Annotated in this window: 21 protein-coding genes; 11 read left to right on the top strand and 10 right to left on the bottom strand. The window is 45.1% G+C overall.

Going from position 1 to position 24001, the window contains the following annotated elements; all coding sequences use genetic code 11:
* Positions 1-98 precede the first annotated feature (98 nt).
* From dksA to panC, 6 genes are all read left to right on the top strand, one after another.
* The gene (gene dksA / locus NL626_RS13245; RefSeq protein ID WP_005386584.1) at positions 99-545 is read left to right on the top strand and encodes an RNA polymerase-binding protein DksA; all 447 of its coding nucleotides are present in this window, start codon (positions 99-101) and stop codon (positions 543-545) included.
* Positions 546-640: 95 nt separating this feature from the next.
* Positions 641-1504: a tRNA glutamyl-Q(34) synthetase GluQRS gene (gluQRS, locus tag NL626_RS13240; RefSeq protein WP_005386586.1), complete on the top strand. Its 864-nt coding sequence runs from the start codon at positions 641-643 to the stop codon at positions 1502-1504.
* A 102-nt stretch (positions 1505-1606) separates the two neighbouring features.
* The gene (gene pcnB, locus NL626_RS13235) at positions 1607-2974 is read left to right on the top strand and encodes a polynucleotide adenylyltransferase PcnB (protein ID WP_005386589.1); all 1368 of its coding nucleotides are present in this window, start codon (positions 1607-1609) and stop codon (positions 2972-2974) included.
* Complete coding sequence (gene folK / locus NL626_RS13230) at positions 2971-3456, top strand: 2-amino-4-hydroxy-6-hydroxymethyldihydropteridine diphosphokinase (RefSeq protein WP_017635910.1); 486 nt, start codon at positions 2971-2973, stop codon at positions 3454-3456. Before pcnB ends, folK begins: the two co-directional genes overlap by 4 nt.
* A 24-nt stretch (positions 3457-3480) precedes the next feature.
* A complete protein-coding gene (panB, locus tag NL626_RS13225) occupies positions 3481-4275 on the top strand; it encodes a 3-methyl-2-oxobutanoate hydroxymethyltransferase (protein WP_161440653.1) in 795 nt (264 codons plus the stop codon).
* Positions 4276-4286: 11 nt separating this feature from the next.
* Complete coding sequence (panC, locus tag NL626_RS13220) at positions 4287-5192, top strand: pantoate--beta-alanine ligase (protein WP_161440654.1); 906 nt, start codon at positions 4287-4289, stop codon at positions 5190-5192.
* Positions 5193-5245: 53 nt separating this feature from the next.
* Here panC and NL626_RS13215 read toward each other — a convergent pair whose 3' ends face one another.
* The 4 genes from NL626_RS13215 to NL626_RS13200 all read right to left on the bottom strand — a co-directional run bounded on the left by NL626_RS13215 (position 5246) and on the right by NL626_RS13200 (position 9912).
* Positions 5246-6175, bottom strand: a complete 930-nt coding sequence (locus tag NL626_RS13215; protein WP_253657431.1) for a Kdo(2)-lipid IV(A) acyltransferase — start codon at positions 6173-6175, stop codon at positions 5246-5248.
* Between the two features lie 127 nt (positions 6176-6302).
* Positions 6303-7073 (bottom strand): ABC transporter permease, encoded by a 771-nt coding sequence (locus NL626_RS13210; protein WP_005386598.1) that lies wholly within the window; start codon positions 7071-7073, stop codon positions 6303-6305.
* A complete protein-coding gene (locus tag NL626_RS13205) occupies positions 7074-7991 on the bottom strand; it encodes an ABC transporter ATP-binding protein (RefSeq protein WP_005380000.1) in 918 nt (305 codons plus the stop codon).
* 250 nt (positions 7992-8241) lie between these two features.
* Positions 8242-9912 (bottom strand): SulP family inorganic anion transporter, encoded by a 1671-nt coding sequence (locus NL626_RS13200; RefSeq protein WP_253657430.1) that lies wholly within the window; start codon positions 9910-9912, stop codon positions 8242-8244.
* A 281-nt stretch (positions 9913-10193) separates the two neighbouring features.
* Between NL626_RS13200 and can the strand changes: the two genes are divergently transcribed.
* Positions 10194-10862, top strand: a complete 669-nt coding sequence (gene can / locus NL626_RS13195; protein ID WP_005379996.1) for a carbonate dehydratase — start codon at positions 10194-10196, stop codon at positions 10860-10862.
* A gap of 78 nt (positions 10863-10940) precedes the next feature.
* On the opposite strand, the gene hpt is transcribed toward can, so the two are convergent.
* The gene (gene hpt, locus NL626_RS13190) at positions 10941-11471 is read right to left on the bottom strand and encodes a hypoxanthine phosphoribosyltransferase (protein ID WP_005379995.1); all 531 of its coding nucleotides are present in this window, start codon (positions 11469-11471) and stop codon (positions 10941-10943) included.
* Positions 11472-11790: 319 nt separating this feature from the next.
* Between hpt and opaR the strand changes: the two genes are divergently transcribed.
* Positions 11791-12405 (top strand): transcriptional regulator OpaR, encoded by a 615-nt coding sequence (gene opaR / locus NL626_RS13185; protein WP_005379994.1) that lies wholly within the window; start codon positions 11791-11793, stop codon positions 12403-12405.
* 146 nt (positions 12406-12551) lie between these two features.
* On the opposite strand, the gene lpdA is transcribed toward opaR, so the two are convergent.
* The 5 genes from lpdA to ampD form a co-directional block, all read right to left on the bottom strand.
* Positions 12552-13979, bottom strand: coding sequence for a dihydrolipoyl dehydrogenase (gene lpdA / locus NL626_RS13180; protein WP_005379993.1), 1428 nt, complete (start codon positions 13977-13979; stop codon positions 12552-12554).
* Between the two features lie 267 nt (positions 13980-14246).
* Complete coding sequence (gene aceF, locus NL626_RS13175; protein ID WP_005396678.1) at positions 14247-16139, bottom strand: pyruvate dehydrogenase complex dihydrolipoyllysine-residue acetyltransferase; 1893 nt, start codon at positions 16137-16139, stop codon at positions 14247-14249.
* Positions 16140-16158: 19 nt separating this feature from the next.
* Complete coding sequence (gene aceE / locus NL626_RS13170; protein WP_005386612.1) at positions 16159-18822, bottom strand: pyruvate dehydrogenase (acetyl-transferring), homodimeric type; 2664 nt, start codon at positions 18820-18822, stop codon at positions 16159-16161.
* A 48-nt stretch (positions 18823-18870) separates the two neighbouring features.
* Complete coding sequence (gene pdhR, locus NL626_RS13165) at positions 18871-19638, bottom strand: pyruvate dehydrogenase complex transcriptional repressor PdhR (protein ID WP_005379989.1); 768 nt, start codon at positions 19636-19638, stop codon at positions 18871-18873.
* A 405-nt stretch (positions 19639-20043) separates the two neighbouring features.
* Positions 20044-20595, bottom strand: a complete 552-nt coding sequence (gene ampD / locus NL626_RS13160) for a 1,6-anhydro-N-acetylmuramyl-L-alanine amidase AmpD (protein WP_042521337.1) — start codon at positions 20593-20595, stop codon at positions 20044-20046.
* 92 nt (positions 20596-20687) lie between these two features.
* On the opposite strand from ampD, the gene nadC reads away from it, so the two are divergent.
* The 3 genes from nadC (at position 20688) to pilB (ending at position 23981) form a co-directional block, all read left to right on the top strand.
* Positions 20688-21575: a carboxylating nicotinate-nucleotide diphosphorylase gene (gene nadC, locus NL626_RS13155; RefSeq protein WP_151515107.1), complete on the top strand. Its 888-nt coding sequence runs from the start codon at positions 20688-20690 to the stop codon at positions 21573-21575.
* 262 nt (positions 21576-21837) lie between these two features.
* A complete protein-coding gene (locus NL626_RS13150) occupies positions 21838-22296 on the top strand; it encodes a prepilin-type N-terminal cleavage/methylation domain-containing protein (RefSeq protein WP_151515108.1) in 459 nt (152 codons plus the stop codon).
* Entirely contained in the window at positions 22296-23981 is a 1686-nt protein-coding gene (pilB, locus tag NL626_RS13145; protein ID WP_151515109.1) for a type IV-A pilus assembly ATPase PilB, read from the top strand. The genes NL626_RS13150 and pilB overlap by 1 nt, the downstream gene beginning before the upstream one ends.
* The last annotated feature ends 20 nt before the right edge of the window (positions 23982-24001 follow it).

Genomic DNA, 24001 nt, shown 5'->3' with positions numbered 1-24001 from the left:
TGCGATTCAGTATTTGCTTGCACCGCCTCTTTTTGCTATAGATACCCGCCTTAAATTGACTGCGTAGCAGTTGACTAGGTGTAAGTAGGAGATGCTGTATGCCAGAATCAAAGAAGAAAACGATAGGCATCCTAGCCATTGCCGGCGTGGAGCCATATCAGGAAAAACCTGGTGAAGAGTACATGTCACCAGAGCAGGTTGAACACTTTACGAAAATCTTAACAGCTTGGCGCGACCAGCTAAGAGCTGAAGTGGATCGTACTGTTCACCACATGCAGGACGAAGCAGCAAACTTCCCAGATCCAGTTGACCGCGCCTCTCAAGAGGAAGAGTTCAGCCTAGAACTGCGTAACCGTGACCGCGAACGCCGTTTGATCAAGAAGATTGAAAAGACTTTGGATAAAATCAAAGAAGACGATTTTGGCTTCTGTGAGTCTTGTGGCGTAGAGATTGGCGTTCGCCGTCTTGAAGCACGTCCAACCGCTGACCTTTGTATTGACTGTAAAACACTTGCAGAAATCAAAGAGAAGCAAATGCAAGGTTAATCACCCAGCATTATGATTGTTGAAGGGAGCTCAGGCTCCCTTTTTGTTTTGGCTATCTTCGCACCCTATTTGTTTACTAAATTCGAGATACACGCATGACACGCTATGTAGGTCGATTCGCCCCATCTCCTTCTGGTCCACTGCATTTTGGTTCACTGATTGCCGCTCTTGGCAGTTATTTTCAAGCGAAAGCACAAAACGGAGCTTGGTTAGTACGTATTGAGGACTTAGACCCACCAAGAGAAATGCCAGGTGCAGCGCAACTTATCCTAGAGGCACTCAAGGCCTATCAGCTGCATTGGGATGGAGAAGTGGTATACCAGAGCGAACGTCACGACCTTTACCAAGCTCAAATAAACAAATGGCTCGAAAATGGGGAAGCCTATTATTGCCAATGTACTCGTAAGCAAATTAAAGAGCATGGCGGTTTTTATCCTGGCACTTGCCGCGATAAAAACTTGAAAGACGGCGCGATTCGCCTAAAAATGACCAAGCCTGTCGCTCATTTCCTCGACCAAAAGCGGGGAACCATTACGATTCCAGAGCAACTCGTTAATGAAGATTTCATTATTAAACGTCGAGATGGATTATTTGCTTATAATCTTGCGGTAGTATTGGACGACATCGACCAAGGCGTCACAGAAGTCGTGCGAGGTGCAGACTTAATCGAGCCGACAGGGCGTCAAATTAGCCTGTACCAAATACTTGGTCAGCCTGAAGTTAGCTACTTACATTTACCATTGGCGATGGACAACAACGGCAATAAATTGTCGAAACAAAATCACGCGACGGCTATTGATATAGATACACCAAAACCTACTCTATTGCGCGCCATGACATTTTTAGGTTTCGAGATACCTGAAACCGTAAGGGCGGCCAACATAGAAGATATTCTTCGTTGGGGCTGCGAAAACTGGCGGTTGGAACAGCTTCCAGCAGAGATCGAGATCACACCGTGATTCTCAAATGGCATTGTGTAGGCTATCATTAGCCGCAAATTAGGCCCTAGAGGCGTATAAAACTAACCAAAGCAAGATTGGATTAAACCCAGTTATTGCCAGATGCACATGAATACAAACGACTATACACCAAGCGAACCTGCCACAATTCCAGAGCTCGCTCTCAATGTAATAACTCGTGAAGAGCACAACATTTCGCGTAAGCAGATCAGTGATAATGCGCTGAAGGTACTGTACCGCCTAAATGGTGCTGGTTTCGATGCTTTTCTTGTGGGTGGCGGGGTTCGAGACTTACTGCTTGGACAAAAACCAAAAGATTTTGACATTGCGACCAACGCAACGCCGGAACAGATCAAACAGCTATTTCGTAACTGCCGTTTGATTGGTCGCCGCTTCCGCTTGGCTCATATTATGTTTGGCCGAGACATCATTGAGGTTGCGACATTCCGTGGTCACCACCAAGAGCAAAAGAATAAGAGCATTTCTCAGCAATCAAAAGAGGGTATGCTGCTGCGTGACAACGTCTACGGCACCATCGATGAAGATGCTGAGCGCCGTGATTTCACGATTAACTCGATGTACTACAACATCGCAGATTACTCGATTCACGACTACGCACGTGGTATTGAAGATTTAGAAGATCGCCTAATTCGACTGATTGGTGATCCAGAAACACGCTACCGTGAAGACCCTGTGCGCATGCTGCGTGCGGTTCGTTTCGCGGTAAAACTAGACTTTGATATTGAAGAAGACACCGCAGCGCCAATCGAACACATGGCACCGTTGCTCGGTGACATTCCGTCAGCGCGTCTTTTTGAAGAGTCACTCAAATTATTGCAATCCGGTCATGGCTTAGAAACCTACCACCTACTGCGTGAGTACAACCTATTCCAGCAACTATTCCCGACGATTGCAGCGCACTTTACAGAAGATTACTCCTCTCACACTGAGCAGATGTTGGATCTTGTCCTAGATTCTACCGACATGCGCATCGAAGATGGGAAACGCATCAATCCAGCATTTATGTTTGCTGCAATGCTGTGGTACCCACTGTGTGCGAAAGCCGATGAACTGATGGAAGAGCGCAACTTAGGCCATTACGACGCCATTATGGAAGCGAGCAACATCATTCTTGACGAGCAAGTTCGCACAATTGCCATTCCAAGACGCCACACCGCAACCATTCGCGAGATTTGGCAGTTACAGCTTCGTCTTCCACGACGTAACGGTAAACGTGCATTCCGTCTTATGGAGCTCAATAAATTTAGAGCTGGCTTTGATTTTCTTGAAATGCGCGGTGAAATTGAAGGTGGTGACACTCAGAAGCTTGCCAAGTGGTGGGAAACTTTTCAAAATGCAGGCCGAGAAATGCGTCAAGCAATGGCTGCCGACTTAGACGGTCAATCACCGAAAACAGGCCAGCGCCGCCGTAAAACTTATCGCAAGAAAAAGAGTAAGCCCAAATCATGATTACAGCGTACATTGCGGTAGGCAGTAACTTGGCTGATCCTGTCAGCCAAGCGAAGCAAGCGATTGAAGCATTAAAAACGCTGCCTAAATCAGAGTTTGTTCAAGCTTCTTCGCTATACAGCAGCACGCCAATGGGGCCACAAAACCAACCGGATTACATCAATGCGGTTGTGTCTATTAACACCAGCTTGACGCCTATTGAATTGCTCAATTGCACACAAGCTATAGAGCAAGAACAAGGGCGTGTCCGTAAAGACGAACGCTGGGGACCAAGAACCTTGGACCTCGACATTGTGCTTTATGGCAATGAGGTGATTAATTCCGAGAGGCTGATCGTTCCTCATTATGGAATGAAAGAGCGTGAATTCGTACTCTACCCTCTTGCGGAAATTGCACCAAGTTTACAACTCCCTGATGGGACCGAGGTCTCTGAACTACTGGAACAAGTAGATAGAAACGGCCTCAGTATCTGGCAGTCATAGCCAACTCCTAGTAAGGATAAAACCATGAAAAAAATGACCATCAACGACCTAATCAAGTGGAAGCAAGAAGGTCGTAAATTTGCTACTTCAACCGCTTATGATGCGAGCTTTGCCCAACTGTTTGAAAGCCAAGAAATGCCAGTACTTCTTGTTGGTGATTCTCTAGGTATGGTTTTGCAAGGTCACAACGATACTCTACCAGTAACGGTCGATGATATCGCTTACCATACTCGTTGCGTACGCGCTGGTAGCCCAAATTGTTTGTTGATGGCAGACATGCCATTCATGAGCTACACCACCCCAGAGCAAGCTTGCGAAAATGCGGCTAAACTGATGCGTGCTGGTGCCAATATGGTAAAAATTGAAGGTGGTGACTGGCTTGTCGACACGGTGAAAATGCTCACTGAACGATCAGTTCCAGTTTGTGCTCATCTTGGTTTAACTCCTCAAGCTGTTAATATTTTTGGTGGTTACAAAATCCAAGGTCGCGATCAAGAAAAAGCAGACCGCATGGTAAAAGACGCATTAGCGCTGCAAGAAGCAGGCGCTCAAATCGTCTTACTAGAGTGCGTACCAGCTGAGCTTGCTGAACGTATTACGCAAGTGCTTGAGGTTCCTGTTATCGGTATTGGTGCAGGTAACGTAACAGATGGTCAAATTCTCGTAATGCATGATATGTTTGGTATTTCTGCCAACTACATGCCGAAATTCTCCAAAAACTTTCTTGCTGAAACAGGTGATATGCGCAAAGCCGTTGCTAAATACATTGAAGATGTAGCCAACGGTGTATTCCCAGACGACGCTCATACCATTGCCTAGAGGATAAATGCATGCAAACTTTTGCGGAAATCTCAGCAGTTCGTGAACACCTTAAAACCTTTAAACGTGAAGGTCGTAAAGTGGCGTTTGTCCCTACCATGGGCAACCTTCACGAAGGCCACTTAACTTTAGTGCGTAAAGCGCGCGAATACGCTGATATCGTTGTCGTAAGCATCTTTGTTAATCCGATGCAGTTTGATCGTGCAGACGATTTAAATAATTACCCACGCACGCTAGAGGAAGACTTAAGCAAGTTAACCTCTGAAGGGGTCGATGTGGTATTTACGCCAACACCAGAAGTTATCTACCCTGAAGGTCTGGATAAGCAAACCTTCGTCGATGTCCCTGGCCTATCAACAATTCTCGAAGGCGCGTCTCGACCAGGTCATTTCCGTGGCGTGACGACGATTGTGAATAAGCTGTTTAACATCGTACAACCGGATGTCGCGTGCTTCGGCGAGAAGGACTTCCAACAACTTGCTGTTATCCGCAAGATGGTTGATGACCTAGCAATGGACATTGAAATCATCGGTGTACCAACCGTACGTGAAATGGACGGTTTAGCAATGAGTTCACGCAATGGCTTGCTTACGCTGGACGAGCGTCAACGTGCTCCTGTACTTGCTCGTACAATGCGTTGGATCAGTAGTGCCATTCGCGGTGGCCGCGATGACTACGCATCGATCATCGAAGATGCAAGCGACCAACTTCGAGCTGCAGGTCTGCACCCTGATGAGATCTTCATTCGTGATGCTCGTACATTACAAGTGATCACACCAGAAACGACACAAGCTGTCATTCTGATGTCTGCGTTCCTAGGCAAAGCTCGTCTTATCGATAACCAAACGGTAGATATGGTTGTCGAAGCGAAGGAAGAAGCTGAATCTAACAATACAAACTCAGAGAACGCAGAGTAAGCTCTGAGCCATAAAAGTAAAAAGGTCGACTCTTAGTCGACCTTTTTTATACTCTACGTATAGACACAATCTAACCCTTCAGGGCGAGTTTTAAACCGCTTGTGCAGCCACATCCACGCTGGAATATCACGTTTTATCATTTTCTCAAGCTCTTGGTTCAAGATGCTTGCCGCTTTAACCGTATTACGTCTCTCGAAACGCTCGCTAATGTCTTTTCCAATGTACAGCGTGTAATGGTGATTTTTACTCACTGTAACGCCAGATATAACCGCGCACTTTGTTGCATCAATGAGAACACTAGACCCGACGGTACTCGCCGCTTGTTCAACAGCAAAAAACGGCGCAAAAACAGAATGGTTAACGCCATAATCATGGTCGGGCAAATACCAAAGTCGATGACCATTCTTCAGAACTTTGAGCATTGATTTCACGTCTTTTCGATCAATCATTTGATGTCCAAAACGAGTTCGACCTCGATGTTGAATAAACTCATAAGCAGGATTCGAATTTGGGCGATAAACGCCATAACCTTGGGCAAACTGGCTAAAAATACGAGCGGTTATCTCCAAGTTTAAATGGTGACTGCACACCACCAACACACCACGTCCATTCTTTTCCTCAGCGAGTAAACGAGCTTTTCCAACAATAGAGGTTATCCGACGTATCCGCCAATCTGGCCAAAACCAGGCGATACCGGTTTCGATGATCGCCATTCCAGTATATTGAAAGTTTTTTCGTACTACGTCCTTACATTGCCAATCCGTAAAATCAGGGAAACACAGCTGGAGATTACGCAGAGCGATCTTGTGTCGGCGCTTCATTACATGCATCGCAATACAGCCGATGTTTCTACCTAAGATTCGCAATACTACGTATGGCAGTACATTAACAAGAATCGCTAAAGACCCAAATGCCAGCCATACAGACCAATATTTGGGCTTAAGTAACTGATAGGAGAAAGGCGGCGGCGGGACAATATTCATAGGATCACTCATTTATTACAAATGATTGAAACCTACCATGATAAAAACCGAAAAATTGTATGGGTATGTATTGTTATGCACGCGAAAGAGCAGCGTGAATCGCCGCTCTTTGCTTTATGAGAATGGCTTAGCTTCTTAGCCCAATCCCTTTGGTTACTAGATAATGCGCAATGGCATACAGTGCAACAACAAACACTGCAAGTACACTAAATGAAGTGACAATGCCCACATCCGAGACACCTAAAAAGCCGTAGCGGAACGCATTCACCATGTAGACGATTGGGTTGATCTTAGAAACGCCTTGCCAAAATTCAGGCAGCAGACTGATCGAATAAAAGACTCCTCCCAAGTAAGTTAAAGGAGTCAATACAAACGTAGGGATGATCGAAATATCATCAAACGTTTTTGCGTAAACCGCATTGATCAAGCCACCGAGAGCAAATACAACCGACGTCATGAAGACAGTCGCGACAATAATGCCCCAGTGCTCCACTTGCAAATCAACGAACAAAAGTGACACACAAGTAACAATTGCACCGACCAACAAACCTCGAGTCACGCCGCCCATCACATAGCCAGCAATAATCACATAGTTTGGTACCGGTGCCACCAGCAGTTCTTCAATATTCTTCTGTAGCTTTGCACTAAAGAATGACGACGCCACGTTCGAGTATGAGTTAGTGATCACCGACATCATGATCAAACCTGGAACAATGTACTCCATGTAACTAAAGCCGCTCATCTCACCAATTCGAGAGCCAATAAGATTGCCGAAAATGATGAAGTACAACGTCATCGTAATGGCTGGCGGCACTAAGGTTTGCACCCAAATACGTGTAAAACGAGTGACTTCTTTGCTCAGCAAGCTGCGAAATGCCGTCCAATATAAACCGTACATTTAATTACTCCCCTCTCTTACAATGCTGACAAACAACTCTTCAAGTCGGTTGGCTTTGTTACGCATTGAGAGAACTTTAATGCCATGCTCTGTTAACTGACTGAATACCGAATTCAATCCTTGGCTCTTATCTAGTTCTATCTCTAAAGAGCCATCAACAATACTTTGTCGATTAACACCTTCAAGCTCAGGCACCTCGACTTCTGACTCAATATCCAAGATAAATGTCTCGACGCTTAGCTTACCTAGTAACGCCTTCATGGTGGTATTTTCAATCAGCTCACCACGATTAATAATGCCGATATTTCGACACAGCATCTCCGCTTCTTCTAGGTAGTGTGTCGTTAAAATAATCGTAATTCCTTGCTCTTGGTTGATCTCTTTCAGAAACCCCCACATTGAGCGGCGTAGTTCAATATCCACTCCAGCCGTTGGTTCATCTAAAATGAGTAATTGCGGCTCGTGCATCAAAGCTCTTGCGATCATTAAACGACGCTTCATCCCACCGGATAGGTTACGAGCACGCTCTTGGCGTTTTTCCCATAAATCCAATTTTTTCAGGTATTTTTCTGCTCTTTCTTTGGCTAATACTTTAGACACACCGTAATAGCCAGCTTGCTGCATCACAATTTGCTCAACGGTTTCAAACTGGTTGAAGTTGAACTCCTGTGGCACCAAGCCTAAATTCTGCTTGGCCAATTCGAGGTCGGTATCAATGTCATAACCGAAAACTTTCGTCGTTCCGGAGGTTTTATTCACTAAGGAGGAAATGATGCCAATCGTGGTCGATTTTCCTGCACCATTGGGACCCAGAAGCGCGTAGAAGTCACCCTTTTTCACTTGGAGACTTATACCTTTTAACGCCTCAAAGCCACCTGCATACGTCTTGCGCAATTGTTCAATTTCTAATGCGTACATAAGGTCTTGATTGCCGTTTGTTTGTGATTACTAATACCGACTCATATTTAGCAGCGGTTTACTACAAAATCGCCTTGGGTATCGTACTGGAGGTCCATCAGTTTATCGTTGAATAACGATGATTACAAATAAACCTTTCGATAATATTGGAAATATAACCCTTACCTCGTAAAGGTTATCTCTGAGTAAGACAAAATAGAGCATAAAAAAACGCAACAGGACACTGTTGCGTTTTTAACTGTCAGAATCATTACGCCGTTATGCGCTGATACTGGTCTGCCTCAACATGTGCCACCGCCGCATTCAATGCTTCGTAACGGAATTGGTACATATTTTCATCAGGCACAAGGTCAATCACATGGAATTTCTCTAGCTGTTCTCGTGTTCGCTCATTCGGGCATAATAAATACACGGCACAATTGGCATCGAGAGCATCCTTAATCGCATTCTCTAACGCCAAACCGACGGTTACATCAATCATTGGTACATCCGTAAGATCGAGAATCATCACTTCATAGTCCGAAATACTAGAGTGCTGACGTGAAATGGCTTTAGAAACACTAAAGATCATCGGACCGGAAAGATAAAAGAACAGCACTTTACCATTAGCACGATCCAACAAACCACGCTCGCTGTCAGTCAGCGGCACATCATCTTCATCCGCGTCGCTGATTGCTTTTACTTGTCGCGCCTGCTCTCGGCTCAAACGCTCGATGATGATAATGTTCGAGATAAAGACGCCTAAACCCACCGCAACGATAAGATCAACGAATACTGTAAGCAACATAACGCCATACATCACCGCCATTCCGGAAAAGCTTACCTTATGTGCCCTCTGAATAAAGCTCCAGTCTAGGATGTTAAAGCCAACATACACCGCAATGCCTGCTAACACAGCCATCGGGATTGGCTCTGTTAATCCGCCAGCAACCAGTACAACCAACGCCAACATTAGTGCACGAATCACACCAGATAATGGCGAACGAGCCCCAACTTGGATATTCGTTACCGTCCCCATGGTAGCCCCCGCCCCTGGCAGCGCACCAAACAAGCCTGAGATCATGTTAGCTAACCCTTGACCTCGCAGCTCTTTATCTGAGTCGTGTTCTTTACGAGTTAATGAGTCACCGATAACTGCCGTTAACAAAGTATCAATACAACCTAATGTGCCTAGCACTAATGCATCAATGACCATCTCGACAAACATATCTGTGTCAATATAAGGGGCGACGAGAGAAGGTAACCCAGCAGGAATTTCACCGATACGACGAATATCTTCTGTATCAAAGAGAATCACAGACAATAAAGTTACCGCGACCAATGCCACGAGCTGTGCAGGAACGTATTTACGATATTGCTTAGGGAAGAAAAAAAGAATCCCCAAAGTCAGTAGTCCCAAAAACAACTCACTGAATTTAAGGTTAGAAATGGTCTCAGGCAAAGCAGATAACGTTCCGAGTACTCCCCCTGAAGGCGCAGCATGTCCCATCAAAGGCGATAACTGCAGAATGATAAGAATCACACCAATGCCAGACATAAACCCGGAAATAACGCTATAAGGCATTAAGGTAACGTATTTACCCAGTTTTAACGTCCCCAATAGGATTTGGAACGCGCCAGCCATCATGACAACCGTGAAAGTCATAGCCATGCCCGTTTCTGGGTATTTCGCCATCATACTGGTTAATACTGCGGTCATGATTACCGTCATTGGCCCTGTCGGTTCTGATATTAACGTATTAGAACCACCAAATAACGAGGCAAACAAACCGACCATTATTGCCCCCCAAAGGCCGGCCTCAGCACCGGCTCCGGATGCAACACCAAACGCTAACGCCAGAGGGAGAGAGATAATCGCCGTGGTTACCCCGCCAAATACATCCCCTTTGAAATTGATATCTTCAAAACGACTACCGAACACTGCTGATTTTCCCTGCATTCAATTTTAAAAAGTAAAATATCACTACTTTAACGAGCTAGGCGAAAATTTAAACCATAAATAGATTAAGGCTAAATTCACACCACAAATAGTTTCACCAGATTTTACTTTTTTCTTAATGAAAACTAGTCAGATGAGTCCTATCTGACGAATATTTAACGAGATCGAAATTGTAACATTGTGTATAGTTACAACACTGATCGCTTGCATGTGCACACAAACAGCGGCAGCGATTTTGTCTTTTAAGGGAAGTAGTTTGCAAAATGCCGGAAATAAAACAGTTATTTGAAAACAATTCGAAATGGTCTCAAGAGATCAAATCTGATCGACCTGAATACTTCGCAAAACTCGCTGAGGGGCAAAAGCCTGATTTTCTTTGGATTGGCTGCTCTGATAGCCGCGTCCCTGCCGAGCGACTAACCGGACTATACTCAGGTGAACTCTTTGTTCATCGGAATGTTGCAAACCAAGTTATCCATACTGATCTCAACTGTCTATCCGTCGTCCAGTACGCCGTAGACGTTCTTAAGGTTAAACACATCATTGTCTGTGGACACTATGGATGTGGTGGCGTAAATGCAGCCATTGATAACCCTAAGCTAGGTCTTATTAATAATTGGCTGTTACATATCAGAGATATCTATTTCAAACACCGCACTTACCTAGATCAAATGCCGCAACAAGATCGAGCGGATAAACTAGGCGAGCTTAATGTTGCAGAGCAAGTGTACAACTTGGGTAACTCAACCATCCTGCAAAACGCTTGGGAGCGTGGACAAGATGTTGAAATTCATGGTGTGGTATACGGAATTGAAGATGGTCGCTTAGAGTACTTAGGCATTCGTTCTAACTCTAAGGAAACCGTAGAAGCGTCTTACCAGAAAGCTCTTTCGACGATTCTAAATACAGATAACAAGCTGCTTTGTCGCTAAGTCATATCTAAAAGTTGAACAAAAAACGCCCATCTTAGATGGGCGTTTTTTTTATATTTTTAATGCTGCTCTCAATGATTATTCTTGAGGTACAACTTTACCGATGTATGGTAAGTGGCGGTATTTCTGCGCGTAATCAATACCCACACCAACGACAAACTCATCTGGGATTTCGAAACCAATCCAATCCACAGGAACATTCACTTCACGACGAGATGGTTTATCTAGGAGCGTACAAATCGCGATAGACTTCGGCTCACGCAGTGATAAGATCTCACGGATTTTATTTAGTGTGTTACCTGTATCAATGATGTCTTCAACAAGCAAAATGTCTTTGCCTTTGATGTCATCATCCAAATCTTTCAAGATACGAACGTCACGTGAGCTTTCCATCGTATTGCCGTAGCTTGACGCAGTCATAAAATCAACTTGGTGAGTCAGTTCGATAGCACGTGCCAAGTCTGCCATAAATACAAATGAGCCTCGCAATAAGCCTACCAACACAAGATCTTCACTACCTTGATAACGCTCTGTAATTTGTTTGCCTAATTCACGAACTCGCTCCTGAACTTCTTGCTCAGAAATCATGACTTCTATTGTATGTTTCATACTGTGCTCAATCTAAATTTGTGGGTTGAGGTAAGTCGCACGCAAACGATCACCTAATCTTACGGCGTGTAGTGTATCACCACGTTCATTGGGTTGAAAGTCGCATCCTGTTGCCAACAAATCTTGGAAGAAGGTCTTAGTTTTATAAAGTTCATAGCTAAATTTATCAATAATAATGACATTACTGTATATAAATTGTTCTACAGATGTTGACCTTGTGCATATGCACCATTACACTCATCACTGCTTTAAGCAACTATTAAAATAATCAATTAGGGGGTTACCCCCAATATCAACTCAAATGGCAAGGAAAATGGATATGGACTCAATTGCAAAGAGACCTAGAACTAGGCTTTCTCCAATTAAGCGTAAGCAACAGTTAATGGAAATCGCATTGGAAGTATTTGCGCGCCGCGGCATCGGTCGTGGTGGTCACGCAGATATCGCAGAAATTGCTCAAGTTTCTGTAGCGACTGTTTTTAACTACTTCCCTACACGCGAAGACTTGGTGGATGAAGTTCTCAATCACGTCGTACGTCAGTTCTCAAACTTCCTATCGGATAACATAGACCTAGACTTACACGCACGTGAAAACATCGCCAATATTACTAATGCGATGATCGAGCTTGTCAGCCAAGACTGCCACTGGCTAAAAGTATGGTTCGAGTGGAGTGCTTCAACACGTGACGAAGTATGGCCATTGTTTGTTTCAACTAACCGCACTAACCAGCTGCTAGTACAAAACATGTTCATTAAAGCAATTGAACGCGGTGAGGTGTGTGACCAGCACGATTCAGAACACTTGGCAAACCTGTTCCACGGTATTTGTTACTCACTGTTTGTCCAAGCGAACCGCGCTAAAGGTGAAGCGGAACTGAAACATCTAGTGAATTCATACTTAGATATGCTTTGCATTTACAACCGTGAACACTAAAGCTTAACTCGTGATATATGTCAGCCCACCGTTTGGTGGGCTTTTTATTGTCTGCTGTCAGATCAGCACACATTTATATTTCTATATAACAAGCATAAAAAAACCGCTGCACTGCAGCGGCTTCTATCATTCAGTCAGAAAAAAACTTACTTCTTCTTAACTGCTTTTTTGTTTGGCAGGTCAGTGATTGAACCTTCAAATACTTCAGCAGCTAGACCTACAGACTCGTGTAGAGTTGGGTGAGCGTGGATAGTCAGAGCGATATCTTCTGCATCACAGCCCATCTCAATTGCAAGGCCAATTTCACCAAGTAGTTCACCACCGTTAGTACCAACGATAGCACCACCGATTACGCGGTGAGTTTCTTTGTCGAAGATTAGCTTAGTCATACCGTCTGCACAGTCAGATGCGATTGCACGACCTGATGCTGCCCATGGGAATGTTGCTACTTCGTACTTGATGCCTTCTTCTTTCGCTTCTTTTTCAGTCTTACCAACCCAAGCCACTTCTGGCTCAGTGTACGCAATTGAAGGGATAACTTTAGGGTCGAAGTAGTGCTTCTTACCAGAGATAACTTCAGCAGCTACGTGACCTTCATGCACACCTTTGTGAGCAAGCATTGGTTGACCAACGATATCACCGATCGCGAAGATGTGAGGAACGTTAGTACGCATTTGCTTATCAACGTTGATGAAGCCGCGCTCGTCAATTTCTAGACCCGCTTTTTCACCGTCGATTAGCTTACCATTTGGTACACGACCGATAGCAACTAGAACCGCATCGTAACGCTCAGCTTCAGCTGGCGCTTTCTTGCCTTCCATTGAAACGTAGATACCGTCTTCTTTTGCTTCAACTGCTGTTACTTTCGTTTCTAGCATTAGCTTGAACTTGTCTTTGATACGCTTAGTAAATACTTTCACGATATCTTTGTCTGCTGCAGGAATTACCTGGTCAAACATTTCAACAACTTCAACTTTAGAACCTAGAGAGTGGTAAACCGTACCCATTTCTAGACCGATGATACCACCGCCCATGATAAGCAGTTTTTCTGGCACTTCTTTTAGTTCAAGAGCGTCAGTAGAGTCCCAAATACGTGGGTCTTCATGCGGGATAAATGGCAGTTTGATTGGACGAGAACCAGCCGCAACGATTGCGTTGTCAAAGTTAACAACTGTTGGCTCACCTTCGCCTTCTACAAGGATAGAGTTAGGGCCAGTGAACTTACCGTAACCGTTAACTACTGTTACGTTACGCATCTTAGCCATACCGCTTAGGCCGCCAGTTAGTTGGTTAACAACTTTTTCTTTCCAGATGCGGATTTTGCTGATGTCTGTTTGAGGCTCACCGAACACAACGCCGTGGTCAGCCATCGCTTTCGCTTCTTCAATTACTTTAGAAACGTGAAGCAGTGCTTTAGATGGGATACAACCCACGTTCAGACATACACCGCCAAGCGTGCTGTAACGTTCAACTAGTACAGTTTCAAGACCTAAGTCCGCACAACGGAATGCAGCGGAGTAACCAGCAGGACCAGAACCAAGTACAACAACTTGGGCTTTAATTTCTTTGCTCATTTTGACCTCTTGTAGTCATTATCCCTAACAGGCTGAGTGGGTATCGATTTTTTATGTTTAAGAGAGATTTGTTTTAAACAGTTATTTTCAGACCGCTAACAGTTTACAGAGATGTTAATGGTGTGAAAAGTAAATCAATTTAGCCTGTGAGCTAGACAACAATTCGATTGTGAAAACCCTGAACGAAGCAAGGCTGATAACCAAATTGTCGGTAATTATGATTAGCAGAGGCGGCTAAGTTGCCGCCTCTCATTCATCTAATTTCTATTACAGAACTAGACGACGAATGTCAGATAGACATGAGTTTAGGTAAGTGATGAAGCGCGCACCTTCAGCACCATCGATCACACGGTGGTCGTATGATAGAGACAGTGGAAGTTGTAGACGCGGTTCGAACTCTTTACCGTTCCATACCGGTTTCATTTCTGACTTAGACACACCTAGGATACCAACTTCTGGTGCGTTTACGATTGGAGTAAACGCTGTACCGCCGATACCGCCTAGGCTAGAGATAGTGAAACAGCCACCTTGCATGTCAGCCGCAGTTAGCTTACCAGCACGTGCTTTCTTAGAAACCGCCATTAGCTCTTCAGATAGCTCGTAGATGCCTTTCTTGTTCACGTCTTTAAATACAGGAACAACTAGACCGTTTGGTGTATCTACCGCGATACCAACATTCACGTATTTCTTCAGAATTAGGCTCTCACCGTCTTCTGATAGAGAAGAGTTGAACGCTGGGAACGCTTCAAGCGCTTTAGCTACCGCTTTCATGATGAACACAAGTGGTGTGATCTTCATGCCAGTGTCTTTCTTCGCTTCAATCGCGTTTTGCTCTTTACGGAATGCTTCAAGAGCCGTGATGTCTGCGTTATCCCACTGTGTAACGTGCGGGATCATTACCCAGTTACGGTGTAGGTTTGCGCCAGAGATCTTCTTAATGCGAGATAGCGGTTGAACTTCTGTCTCACCAAACTTGCTGAAGTCCACTTTTGGCCATGGTAGTAGACCAAGAGCCGCGCCGTCGCCTTTGCCAGATGCTGCTGCACCTGCGCCAGACTCAAGACGCTTAAGTGCATCTTTCACGTAAGCTTGAACGTCTTCTTTTAGGATACGGCTCTTACGACCAGAACCTTTAACCTTAGAAAGATTAACGCCAAATTCACGCGCTAGACGACGAACAACTGGAGACGCGTGAGCGTACTCATCGTTTTCTTTGAAATCGCCAGTCGCTGCTGGAGCTGCTGCCGCTGGAGCTTCTGCTTTAGGAGCTGGAGCTGCAGGTGCTGCCGCTTGAGCTGGAGCTGCTGCAGGAGCAGGTGCTGCGCCCGCCACTTCGAATACCATGATTAGTGAGCCAGTAGACACTTTGTCGCCAGCTGCAATCTTGATTTCTTTAACTGTGCCAGCGAATGGTGCAGGAACTTCCATAGAAGCTTTGTCACCTTCAACAGTGATTAGAGATTGCTCTTCTTCCACTGTGTCGCCAACCGCAACCATGATCTCAGTAACTTCAACTTCGTCGCCGCCGATATCTGGAACGTTCACTTCTTTTGCCGCAGACGCTGCTGGAGCTGCTGCCGCAGGAGCTTCAGCTGCCGCTGGTGCTGCTGGAGCGCCTGAACCTGCTGTTTCGAATACCATGATAAGTGAGCCAGTCGATACTTTATCGCCTGCTGCAACTTTGATCTCTTTTAGAGTACCTGCGAATGGCGCTGGAACTTCCATAGAAGCTTTGTCGCCTTCAACAGTTAGAAGAGATTGCTCTTCTTCGATGCTGTCGCCAACGGCAACCATGATTTCGGTAACTTCTACTTCATCACCACCGATGTCTGGTACGTGAACTTCTTTTAGTTCTGCCGCTGCTGCTGGAGCTGGAGCTGCTGCTGGAGCTGCTTCTGCCGCAGGAGCAGGTGCAGCGTCAGCTGCACCCTCGGCTTCGAAAATCATGATTAGAGAACCAGTAGAAACCTTGTCGCCTTCTGCAACTTTGATTTCTTTAACGATACCCGCTTGAGAAGCAGGAACTTCCATAGAAGCTTTATCGCCTTCAACTGTGATCAGAGACTGCTCTTCTTCAACCTTGTCGCCAACGCTTACAAGAATCTCAGTAACTTCAACCTCATCCGCACCGATGTCTGGTACATTAATTTCGATTGCCATTTCTTATCTACCTTCTTAATTAAGCGTATAGCGGGTTTGTTTTCTCTGTGTCGATGTCGAATTTCTTAATTGCTTCTGCAACTACAGATTTCTCAACTTCGCCACGTTTCGCTAGTTCAGTTAGCGCTGCTACTACTACGTAACCTGCGTTCACTTCGAAGTGACGACGTAGGTTTTCACGGCTGTCTGAACGACCGAAGCCATCAGTACCAAGAACTTTGAAAGACTCAGCAGGAATGTATGCACGAACCTGCTCTGCGTAGTTCTTCATGTAGTCAGTTGCTGCGATAGCAGGTTCAGTACCCATTACTGTTTGGATGTAAGGTACTTTCGCTTCCGCTTCTGGGTGAAGCATGTTGAAACGCTCTGCATCTTGGCCATCGCGAGTTAGTTCGTTGAATGACGTTACAGAGTAAACATCAGAAGCAACACCGTAATCTTCGCTTAGGATTTGAGCTGCTTTACGTACTTCATTCATGATAGTACCAGAGCTCATTAGCTGAACTTTCGCTTTGTCGCCCGTGTAAGTTTCTAGCTTGTAGATACCTTTACGGATGCCTTCTTCAGCGCCTTCTGGCATTGCTGGCATTGCGTAGTTTTCGTTCATTAGCGTTAGGTAGTAGAACACGTTTTCTTGTTCTGGACCGTACATGCGACGGATACCGTCTTGCATGATTACTGCTACTTCGTACGCGAATGTTGGGTCGTAAGAAATACAGTTAGGAACCGTACCCGCCAAAATGTGCGAGTGGCCGTCTTCGTGCTGTAGACCTTCACCGTTCAACGTTGTACGACCCGCAGTTGCACCTAGTAGGAAACCACGTGCTTGTTGGTCACCAGCCATCCACGCCATGTCGCCAACACGTTGGAAGCCGAACATTGAGTAGTAGATGTAGAACGGGATCATTGGTAGGTCGTTTGTCGAGTATGAAGTCGCAGCAGCAACCCATGAAGACATAGCACCTAGCTCGTTGATACCTTCTTGTAGAACCTGACCTGAAGTCGCTTCTTTGTAGTAAGAAACAACGCCACGGTCTTCTGGTGTGTAAGTTTGACCGTGCGGGTTGTAGATACCGATTTGACGGAACAGACCTTCCATACCGAATGTACGTGCTTCGTCAGCAATGATAGGAACGATGTTCTTACCAATGTTCTTGTTCTTAAGTAGAACGTTTAGCGCACGTACGAATGCCATAGTAGAAGAGATATCACGCTTCTGTTCTTCTAGTAGTGGCTTGAATTCTTCTAGCTCAGGAACGATGAATTCTTGAGTGAATTTTGGTAGACGCTGTGGCGTGTAGCCGTGTAGCGCTTTACGACGAGCGTGTAGGTATTCGTACTCTTTTGAACCTTCTTCAAGTTTCAGGTACGGAAGTTCTTTCACTGCTTCGTCAGTTAGGATGTCTTGAAGACCTAGACGGTCACGTAGGTGTAGTACGTGAGTCATGTCCATCTTCTTAACTTGGTGCGCGATGTTCTTACCTTCAGCCGCTTCACCCATGCCGTAACCTTTAACAGTCTTAGCTAGGATTACTGTTGGACGACCTTTAGTTTCTGCCGCGTTTTTGTATGCCGCGTATAGCTTAGAAGACTCGTGACCACCACGCTTAAGTGCGAAGATTTCGTCATCAGTCATGTCAGCAACAAGTGCAGCTGTCTCTGGGTACTTACCAAAGAAGTGCTCACGTACGTACGCGCCATCTTTTGATTTGAATGTTTGGTAGTCGCCGTCGATCGTTTCATTCATAAGCTGTAGAAGCTTACCAGTCGTATCTTTAGCTAGTAGTGAATCCCAGTTGTTACCCCAGATTACCTTCACTACGTTCCAACCAGCACCTTTGAACAGACCTTCAAGTTCTTGAATGATCTTACCGTTACCCATTACAGGGCCATCTAGACGCTGTAGGTTACAGTTGATTAGGAAACATAGGTTGTCTAGTTTCTCACGCGCAGCGAAAGAGATAGCACCACGTGATTCTGGCTCATCCATCTCACCGTCACCTAGGAACGCGTAAACGCGCTGCTCTGAAGTATCTTTAAGACCACGGCCTTCTAGGTACTTAAGGAAACGAGCTTGGTAGATAGAAGCGATTGGACCTAGGCCCATCGATACTGTCGGGAACTGCCAGAATTCAGGCATCAGTTTAGGGTGCGGGTATGACGGAATACCTTTGCCGTCTACTTCTTGACGGAAGTTGTCTAGCTGCTCTTCAGTTAGACGACCTTCAACGAATGCACGTGAGTAGATACCTGGTGAAATGTGACCTTGGTAGTAAACTAGGTCGCCACCATCCTTCTCGTTTGGTGCACGGAAGAAGTGGTTGAAACATGTCTCGTAGAACGCAGCAGAAGACTGGAAAGACGCCATGTGGCCGCCTAGCTCTAGGTCTTTCTTAGATGCACGTAGAACGATCATGATAGCGTTCCAACGAATAATTGAGCGAATACGACGCTCAAGTGTTGTGTCACCTGGGTATGCTGGTTCTTGGTCTGCAGGAATCGTGTTGATGTAGTTAGTTGTGATACCTGTTGGCATATCAACACCGTCTAGACGTGCTTTGTCTAGAACTTGCTCTAATAGGAATTGAGCACGCTCTAGACCTTCTTCACGTACAACTGACTCAAGCGCTTGTAGCCATTCTTGAGTTTCCAGTGCATCTACGTCATGCTTCATATCAGACATGGCGATCTATCCTTCTGTTGGTTGGATCTACTTATTTAAGTAACGCTCTTACGAGTCATTACCCTGCTGAATTCGACGTAGAGAACGCTCTCGTCGAGACTCTTCTCGAGTCAAATCCAACAATGTTTCTTCGATGTAAGCCAAGTGCGAGTGGGACATTTCTCGCGCCTTTTCAGGCTGACCAGAAACAATCGCATCCACGATATTGGCTCGGTGTTTACTGACTTTCTCGACCGCTTCTGGGCGGCGACGTAGTAATTTAAAATTTTGTAGAATATTTTGCTCAAGCAAAGGTGCTAAGCTTCGAACAATGTGCAACAAAACCACGTTGTGCGCGGCCTCTGTCAAAGCGATCAAAAATTGCATTACTTCCGCAGATTCAGCTTCGATATCGTTGTTTGCTTGCTCTTGGCTAATGCGCTCAAGGCAACCTTGAATACGCGCAAAATCTTCTTCGGTACCACGTAAAGCTGCAAAGTAGGCTGAAATTCCTTCCATCGCATGACGAGACTCAAGCACATCAAGCTGGGTTTCAGAATGACTAGACAACAAATTCAACAAGGGATCTGAAAAGCTCTTCCAGATATTCTCACTTACGAATGTTCCGCCACCTTGGCGACGAGTCAACAAACGCTTCGCTTCCAAGCGTTGAATGGCTTCTCGGACTGAAGGACGAGACACATCGAACTGTTTTGCCAGTTCACGCTCTGGAGGCAGTTGTTGCCCCGGAGACAATGTTCCTTCCACTATCAACCTTTCTAACTCTTGTTCTATAACATCAGAGAGTTTTGGCTGACGAATCCTTTGATAAGCCATAATTTATTGTTCTTCTACTCTTGCAGGTAATTGGTAATACCAATTTTAAGTTGGTGCAGAAATTAACATAATTAAAACGCCACTGTCCAGCCGAAAATTGACCTAAATCATAGAACGAGCTTACTTCCAACACTCTGATAACAATCGACTGTTAAAACAGCAATAGAATTGGTATGACCAATTACATAAAGCATACAAATGGGAAGTCGACGTGCTAGCAGTTTTGGAAAAGAAATACAGAAAATGACAAAATTATCAGTCTATTTATTCACCAAAACGGCATGTGCGAGCGTAAAAATGTAGTTAACTTTTAACAATCATTAATATTTCTGGTATCAAAAAAAGGCATACCTGATCGTATGCCTTATTTATTTCGCTTTTTTGAATTTACACTTTCGCTACAAATCAACGCTGTATAAGCAGTCTATATTTCACCCAATCAAAGCTTAGACCAGGATCGCTTTTTCTCAAGGGCGCAATATATTGATGACCGGTAATTCGTGGCGGGGTGATTTGAGGATAAGACTGCATAATCACCTCAGTAATCTCTGCAAGTGATTGATATTGCGCTTCTGTGTAGGCAGTAAATTCTGTCCCTTCAAGCTCGATACCAATGGAATAGTCATTACAACGCTCCCTGCCCGCGAAACTGGATTGACCGGCATGCCATGCTCTATCAAGAAAAGAAACAAATTGAACAACCTCGCCGTTTCTTTTAATCAAGCAATGTGCAGAAACGCCCATTTTGTGAATAACTTCAAAAAATGGATGTTCATTTGGGTCTAGCTTGCCAGTGAAGAAGTCCTCTATATATGGTCCACCAAACTGCCCAGGAGGCAAACTGATGTTGTGTACCACCAGCAGAGAGATGTCGTTTATATCAGAGCGGGCATCAAAAAATGGTGACGGAACATGCTTTGCCTGTGTCAGCCAGCCATTCTCGATAATTGGGCGCATATCAACCTCTCTACTTTGCAAATTAACTGCTGAAATTATTGACACCGGAGAGTATCATTCGTTGCCATCTCCCTTTCAAGACAAGATTTGCGATGAAGAACACACACAACATTCAAGAACGCCTAGAATACCTTAAACAACAACTCCCTTTAGAGATCACTCGCTCTGTCGCTGATACCTTAAAAGAAGATCTAGGTGGCAGTGTCGATGTAGATAACGACATTACTGCATCTTTGATCCCTGCCGAGGCGGTTAATACCGCAACGATTATTACTCGTGAGCATGGTGTGTTCTGTGGTCAAGCATGGGCTGATGAAGTTTTTAAACAGCTCGGTGGCAAGGTCAGTATTGAATGGCACGTAAAGGACGGCGATAAAGTCGAGCCTAACCAAACCCTTTGCACGCTGACAGGCCCTGCTCGTGACTTGTTGACTGGTGAGCGTAACGCAATGAACTTCATCCAAACGCTGTCTGGCTGCGCAACAGTTACCGCAGAGTACGCTGAAAAAATCGCGCATACTGAGTGTCGTCTACTAGACACACGCAAAACCATTCCTGGTCTGCGTAGCGCACTAAAATACGCCGTGACCTGCGGTGGTGGCTTTAACCATCGCATCGGTGTGTTCGATGCTTACCTCATTAAAGAAAACCACATTATTGCTTGTGGTGGCATCACTCAAGCCATCCAAAAAGCGAAAGAGCTTAACCCGGGCAAGCCAGTAGAAGTAGAAACGGAAAGCTTAGAAGAGTTGAAACAAGCGATAGACGCCGGTGCCGACATCATCATGCTAGATAACTTCACGAAAGAAATGATGCGTGAAGCCGTAGCGATTAACGCAGGTCGTGCCGCTTTAGAGAACTCAGGGAACATTACGCTAGAGACCATCGCTGAATACGCAGAAACCGGTGTCGATTACATTTCGGTAGGCGCGTTGACTAAGCATCTAAAAGCGATGGATCTTTCGATGCGCTTCAAATAATAAAAGAAACACAATCTCAATTACTTTAACTAACTCAGTTAGTTGTGAGTGATTCATCATTAAAAAGGGCCAATTGGCCCTTTCTTTTTATCCACTCAAAAAATAGTACTACTCGCAAAACTCTGCATGCGATATGCAACTTTTCACCAAAGAGTTTTATCTCACTCGAGAGCCCATCCCTTCCCCATTTTCAACCCACCTTAACTCTCCATAATCTTTCGCTAATGCAAGAGCATTATTAATTTTTAAGAAAGGGTTAAAAATGAAAAACAGTAAACATAAAAAACAACAGGGTTTCACCCTGATTGAATTGATGATTGTGGTGGCGATTATCGGTATTTTGGCTGCATTTGCCGTGCCTGCCTACTCAGACTACACACAACGAACTCGTGTTGCGGGCGCAGCAGCAGGGATCAGTGGCTTTAAAACAGCCATTGCCATGTGTGCTCAAGAGCGTGGCCAGCTTAACGGTTGCAACAACGCCGCCAATGACATCCCAGCAGCAATTGCAGCAAATGACGCTGGTGCGACCATTGCTTATGTGGACCAATTAACTGTGAACGATGGCGTTATTGCCATGACCACTACAGGTGTTGATGGCGCAGGTACCGAGCTAACACTAACGTTAACACCGAATATTGGTAGCGGCGTTGTTCAGTGGACACTTGCTGGTACTGGTTGTACAACCCCTGGGCGCAGCATTGATTGTTCTGGTAACTAATGCTAACCAATCTCTCCACGGTTCTTCGCCAGGCCGGGTTACTAACATTTTCCCAAGAAGAATCGTTAATAGAGCAAGTCAAAGCTTCTGGCATTTCGATGCCGGAGGCTTTGCTCAGTTCAGGGTTATTTACATCACGCGAACTCACTGAACATTTAAATTCTATTTTTGGATTAAATCAGCCCGAGTTATCTCAGTACGAGTACGCTTCGCTTTGTCAGCAACTTGGCCTTAGGGAATTAATCACACGGCATAACGCACTCCCACTCCAGCGTGCGACTTCAACGTTATTACTCGCTGTTGCCGACCCCACGAACCAACAAGCAGAAGACGATTTTCGCTTTGCCACTGGTTTACAGATTGAAATAGTGTTGGCGGATTTTCGTCAGCTCAGCGCGGCAATTCGACGCTTATATGGTCGTTCATTGAGTCATGAGAAGTCCGGGTTAAAAGAGATCAACCAAGAAGAGTTAGCCAACCTGGTTGATGTGGGCGCAGATGAAATCGACAACATTGAAGACTTGAGCCAAGACGAGTCACCCGTCAGCCGTTACATAAACCAAATTCTGCTGGACGCTGTGCGCAAAGGCGCATCCGATATCCACTTTGAGCCTTATGAAAAGATGTACCGCGTGCGCCTACGCTGTGATGGCATCTTAATTGAAACACAGCAGCCACCAAGCCACTTAAGTCGCCGCTTATCCGCTCGTATCAAAATCCTCTCTAAGCTTGATATTGCAGAGCGACGTTTACCACAAGACGGGCGTATTAAGCTCAAGTTGAATCAAGACACCGCAATTGATATGCGTGTATCCACGCTACCTACTCTATTCGGAGAGAAAATTGTACTACGACTGCTCGACAGCAGCTCTGCGTCACTGGATATCGACAAGCTTGGTTATAGCGAACAACAAAAAAAATTGTACTTGGATGCGCTGCGTCGCCCACAAGGCATGATTCTGATGACAGGTCCAACCGGGAGCGGAAAAACCGTATCTCTGTACACTGGGCTGAGTATCCTCAATAAGCCAGAAATCAACATTTCCACGGCAGAAGACCCAGTAGAAATTAACTTATCGGGCATTAACCAAGTTCAAGTTCAGCCTAAGATTGGTTTTGGTTTTGCCGAAGCACTGCGTTCTTTCTTGCGTCAAGACCCCGATGTGGTAATGGTCGGTGAGATTCGTGACTTAGACACTGCAGAAATCGCCATCAAAGCCTCGCAAACTGGTCACTTAGTACTTTCAACCTTGCATACCAACTCTGCGGCTGAAACGGTTATTCGTTTATCAAACATGGGCGTAGAAAGCTTTAACTTGGCCTCATCCCTTAGTTTGATTATTGCCCAGCGCTTGGCCCGTAAACTGTGCTCGCACTGTAAACAATCACAAGAGCTTACCGTTCAGCTACAACACCTTGGAATTCAAGCAAGCGACAACATTTTTAAAGCCAATCCCGATGGATGTAATGAGTGTACCCATGGTTATTCCGGCCGAACGGGGATTTATGAAGTGATGCGCTTTGATGAATTTCTTTCCGAAGCGCTTATTAAAGGCGCCTCGGTACATGAACTAGAAAAACTCGCCATCGCAAATGGTATGAGCACGTTACAAATGTCGGGCATAGAAAAACTCAAACAAGGGATCACAAGTTTTAGTGAACTACAGCGCGTACTTTATTTTTAATCCTTTAATCAGCAGTCACC

It is taken from the genome of Vibrio sp. Y58_MX_L22 (genome assembly GCF_024181865.1).
Lineage (GTDB): Bacteria > Pseudomonadota > Gammaproteobacteria > Enterobacterales > Vibrionaceae > Vibrio > Vibrio alginolyticus.
This window is presented reverse-complemented; position numbering and strand designations above follow the sequence as displayed.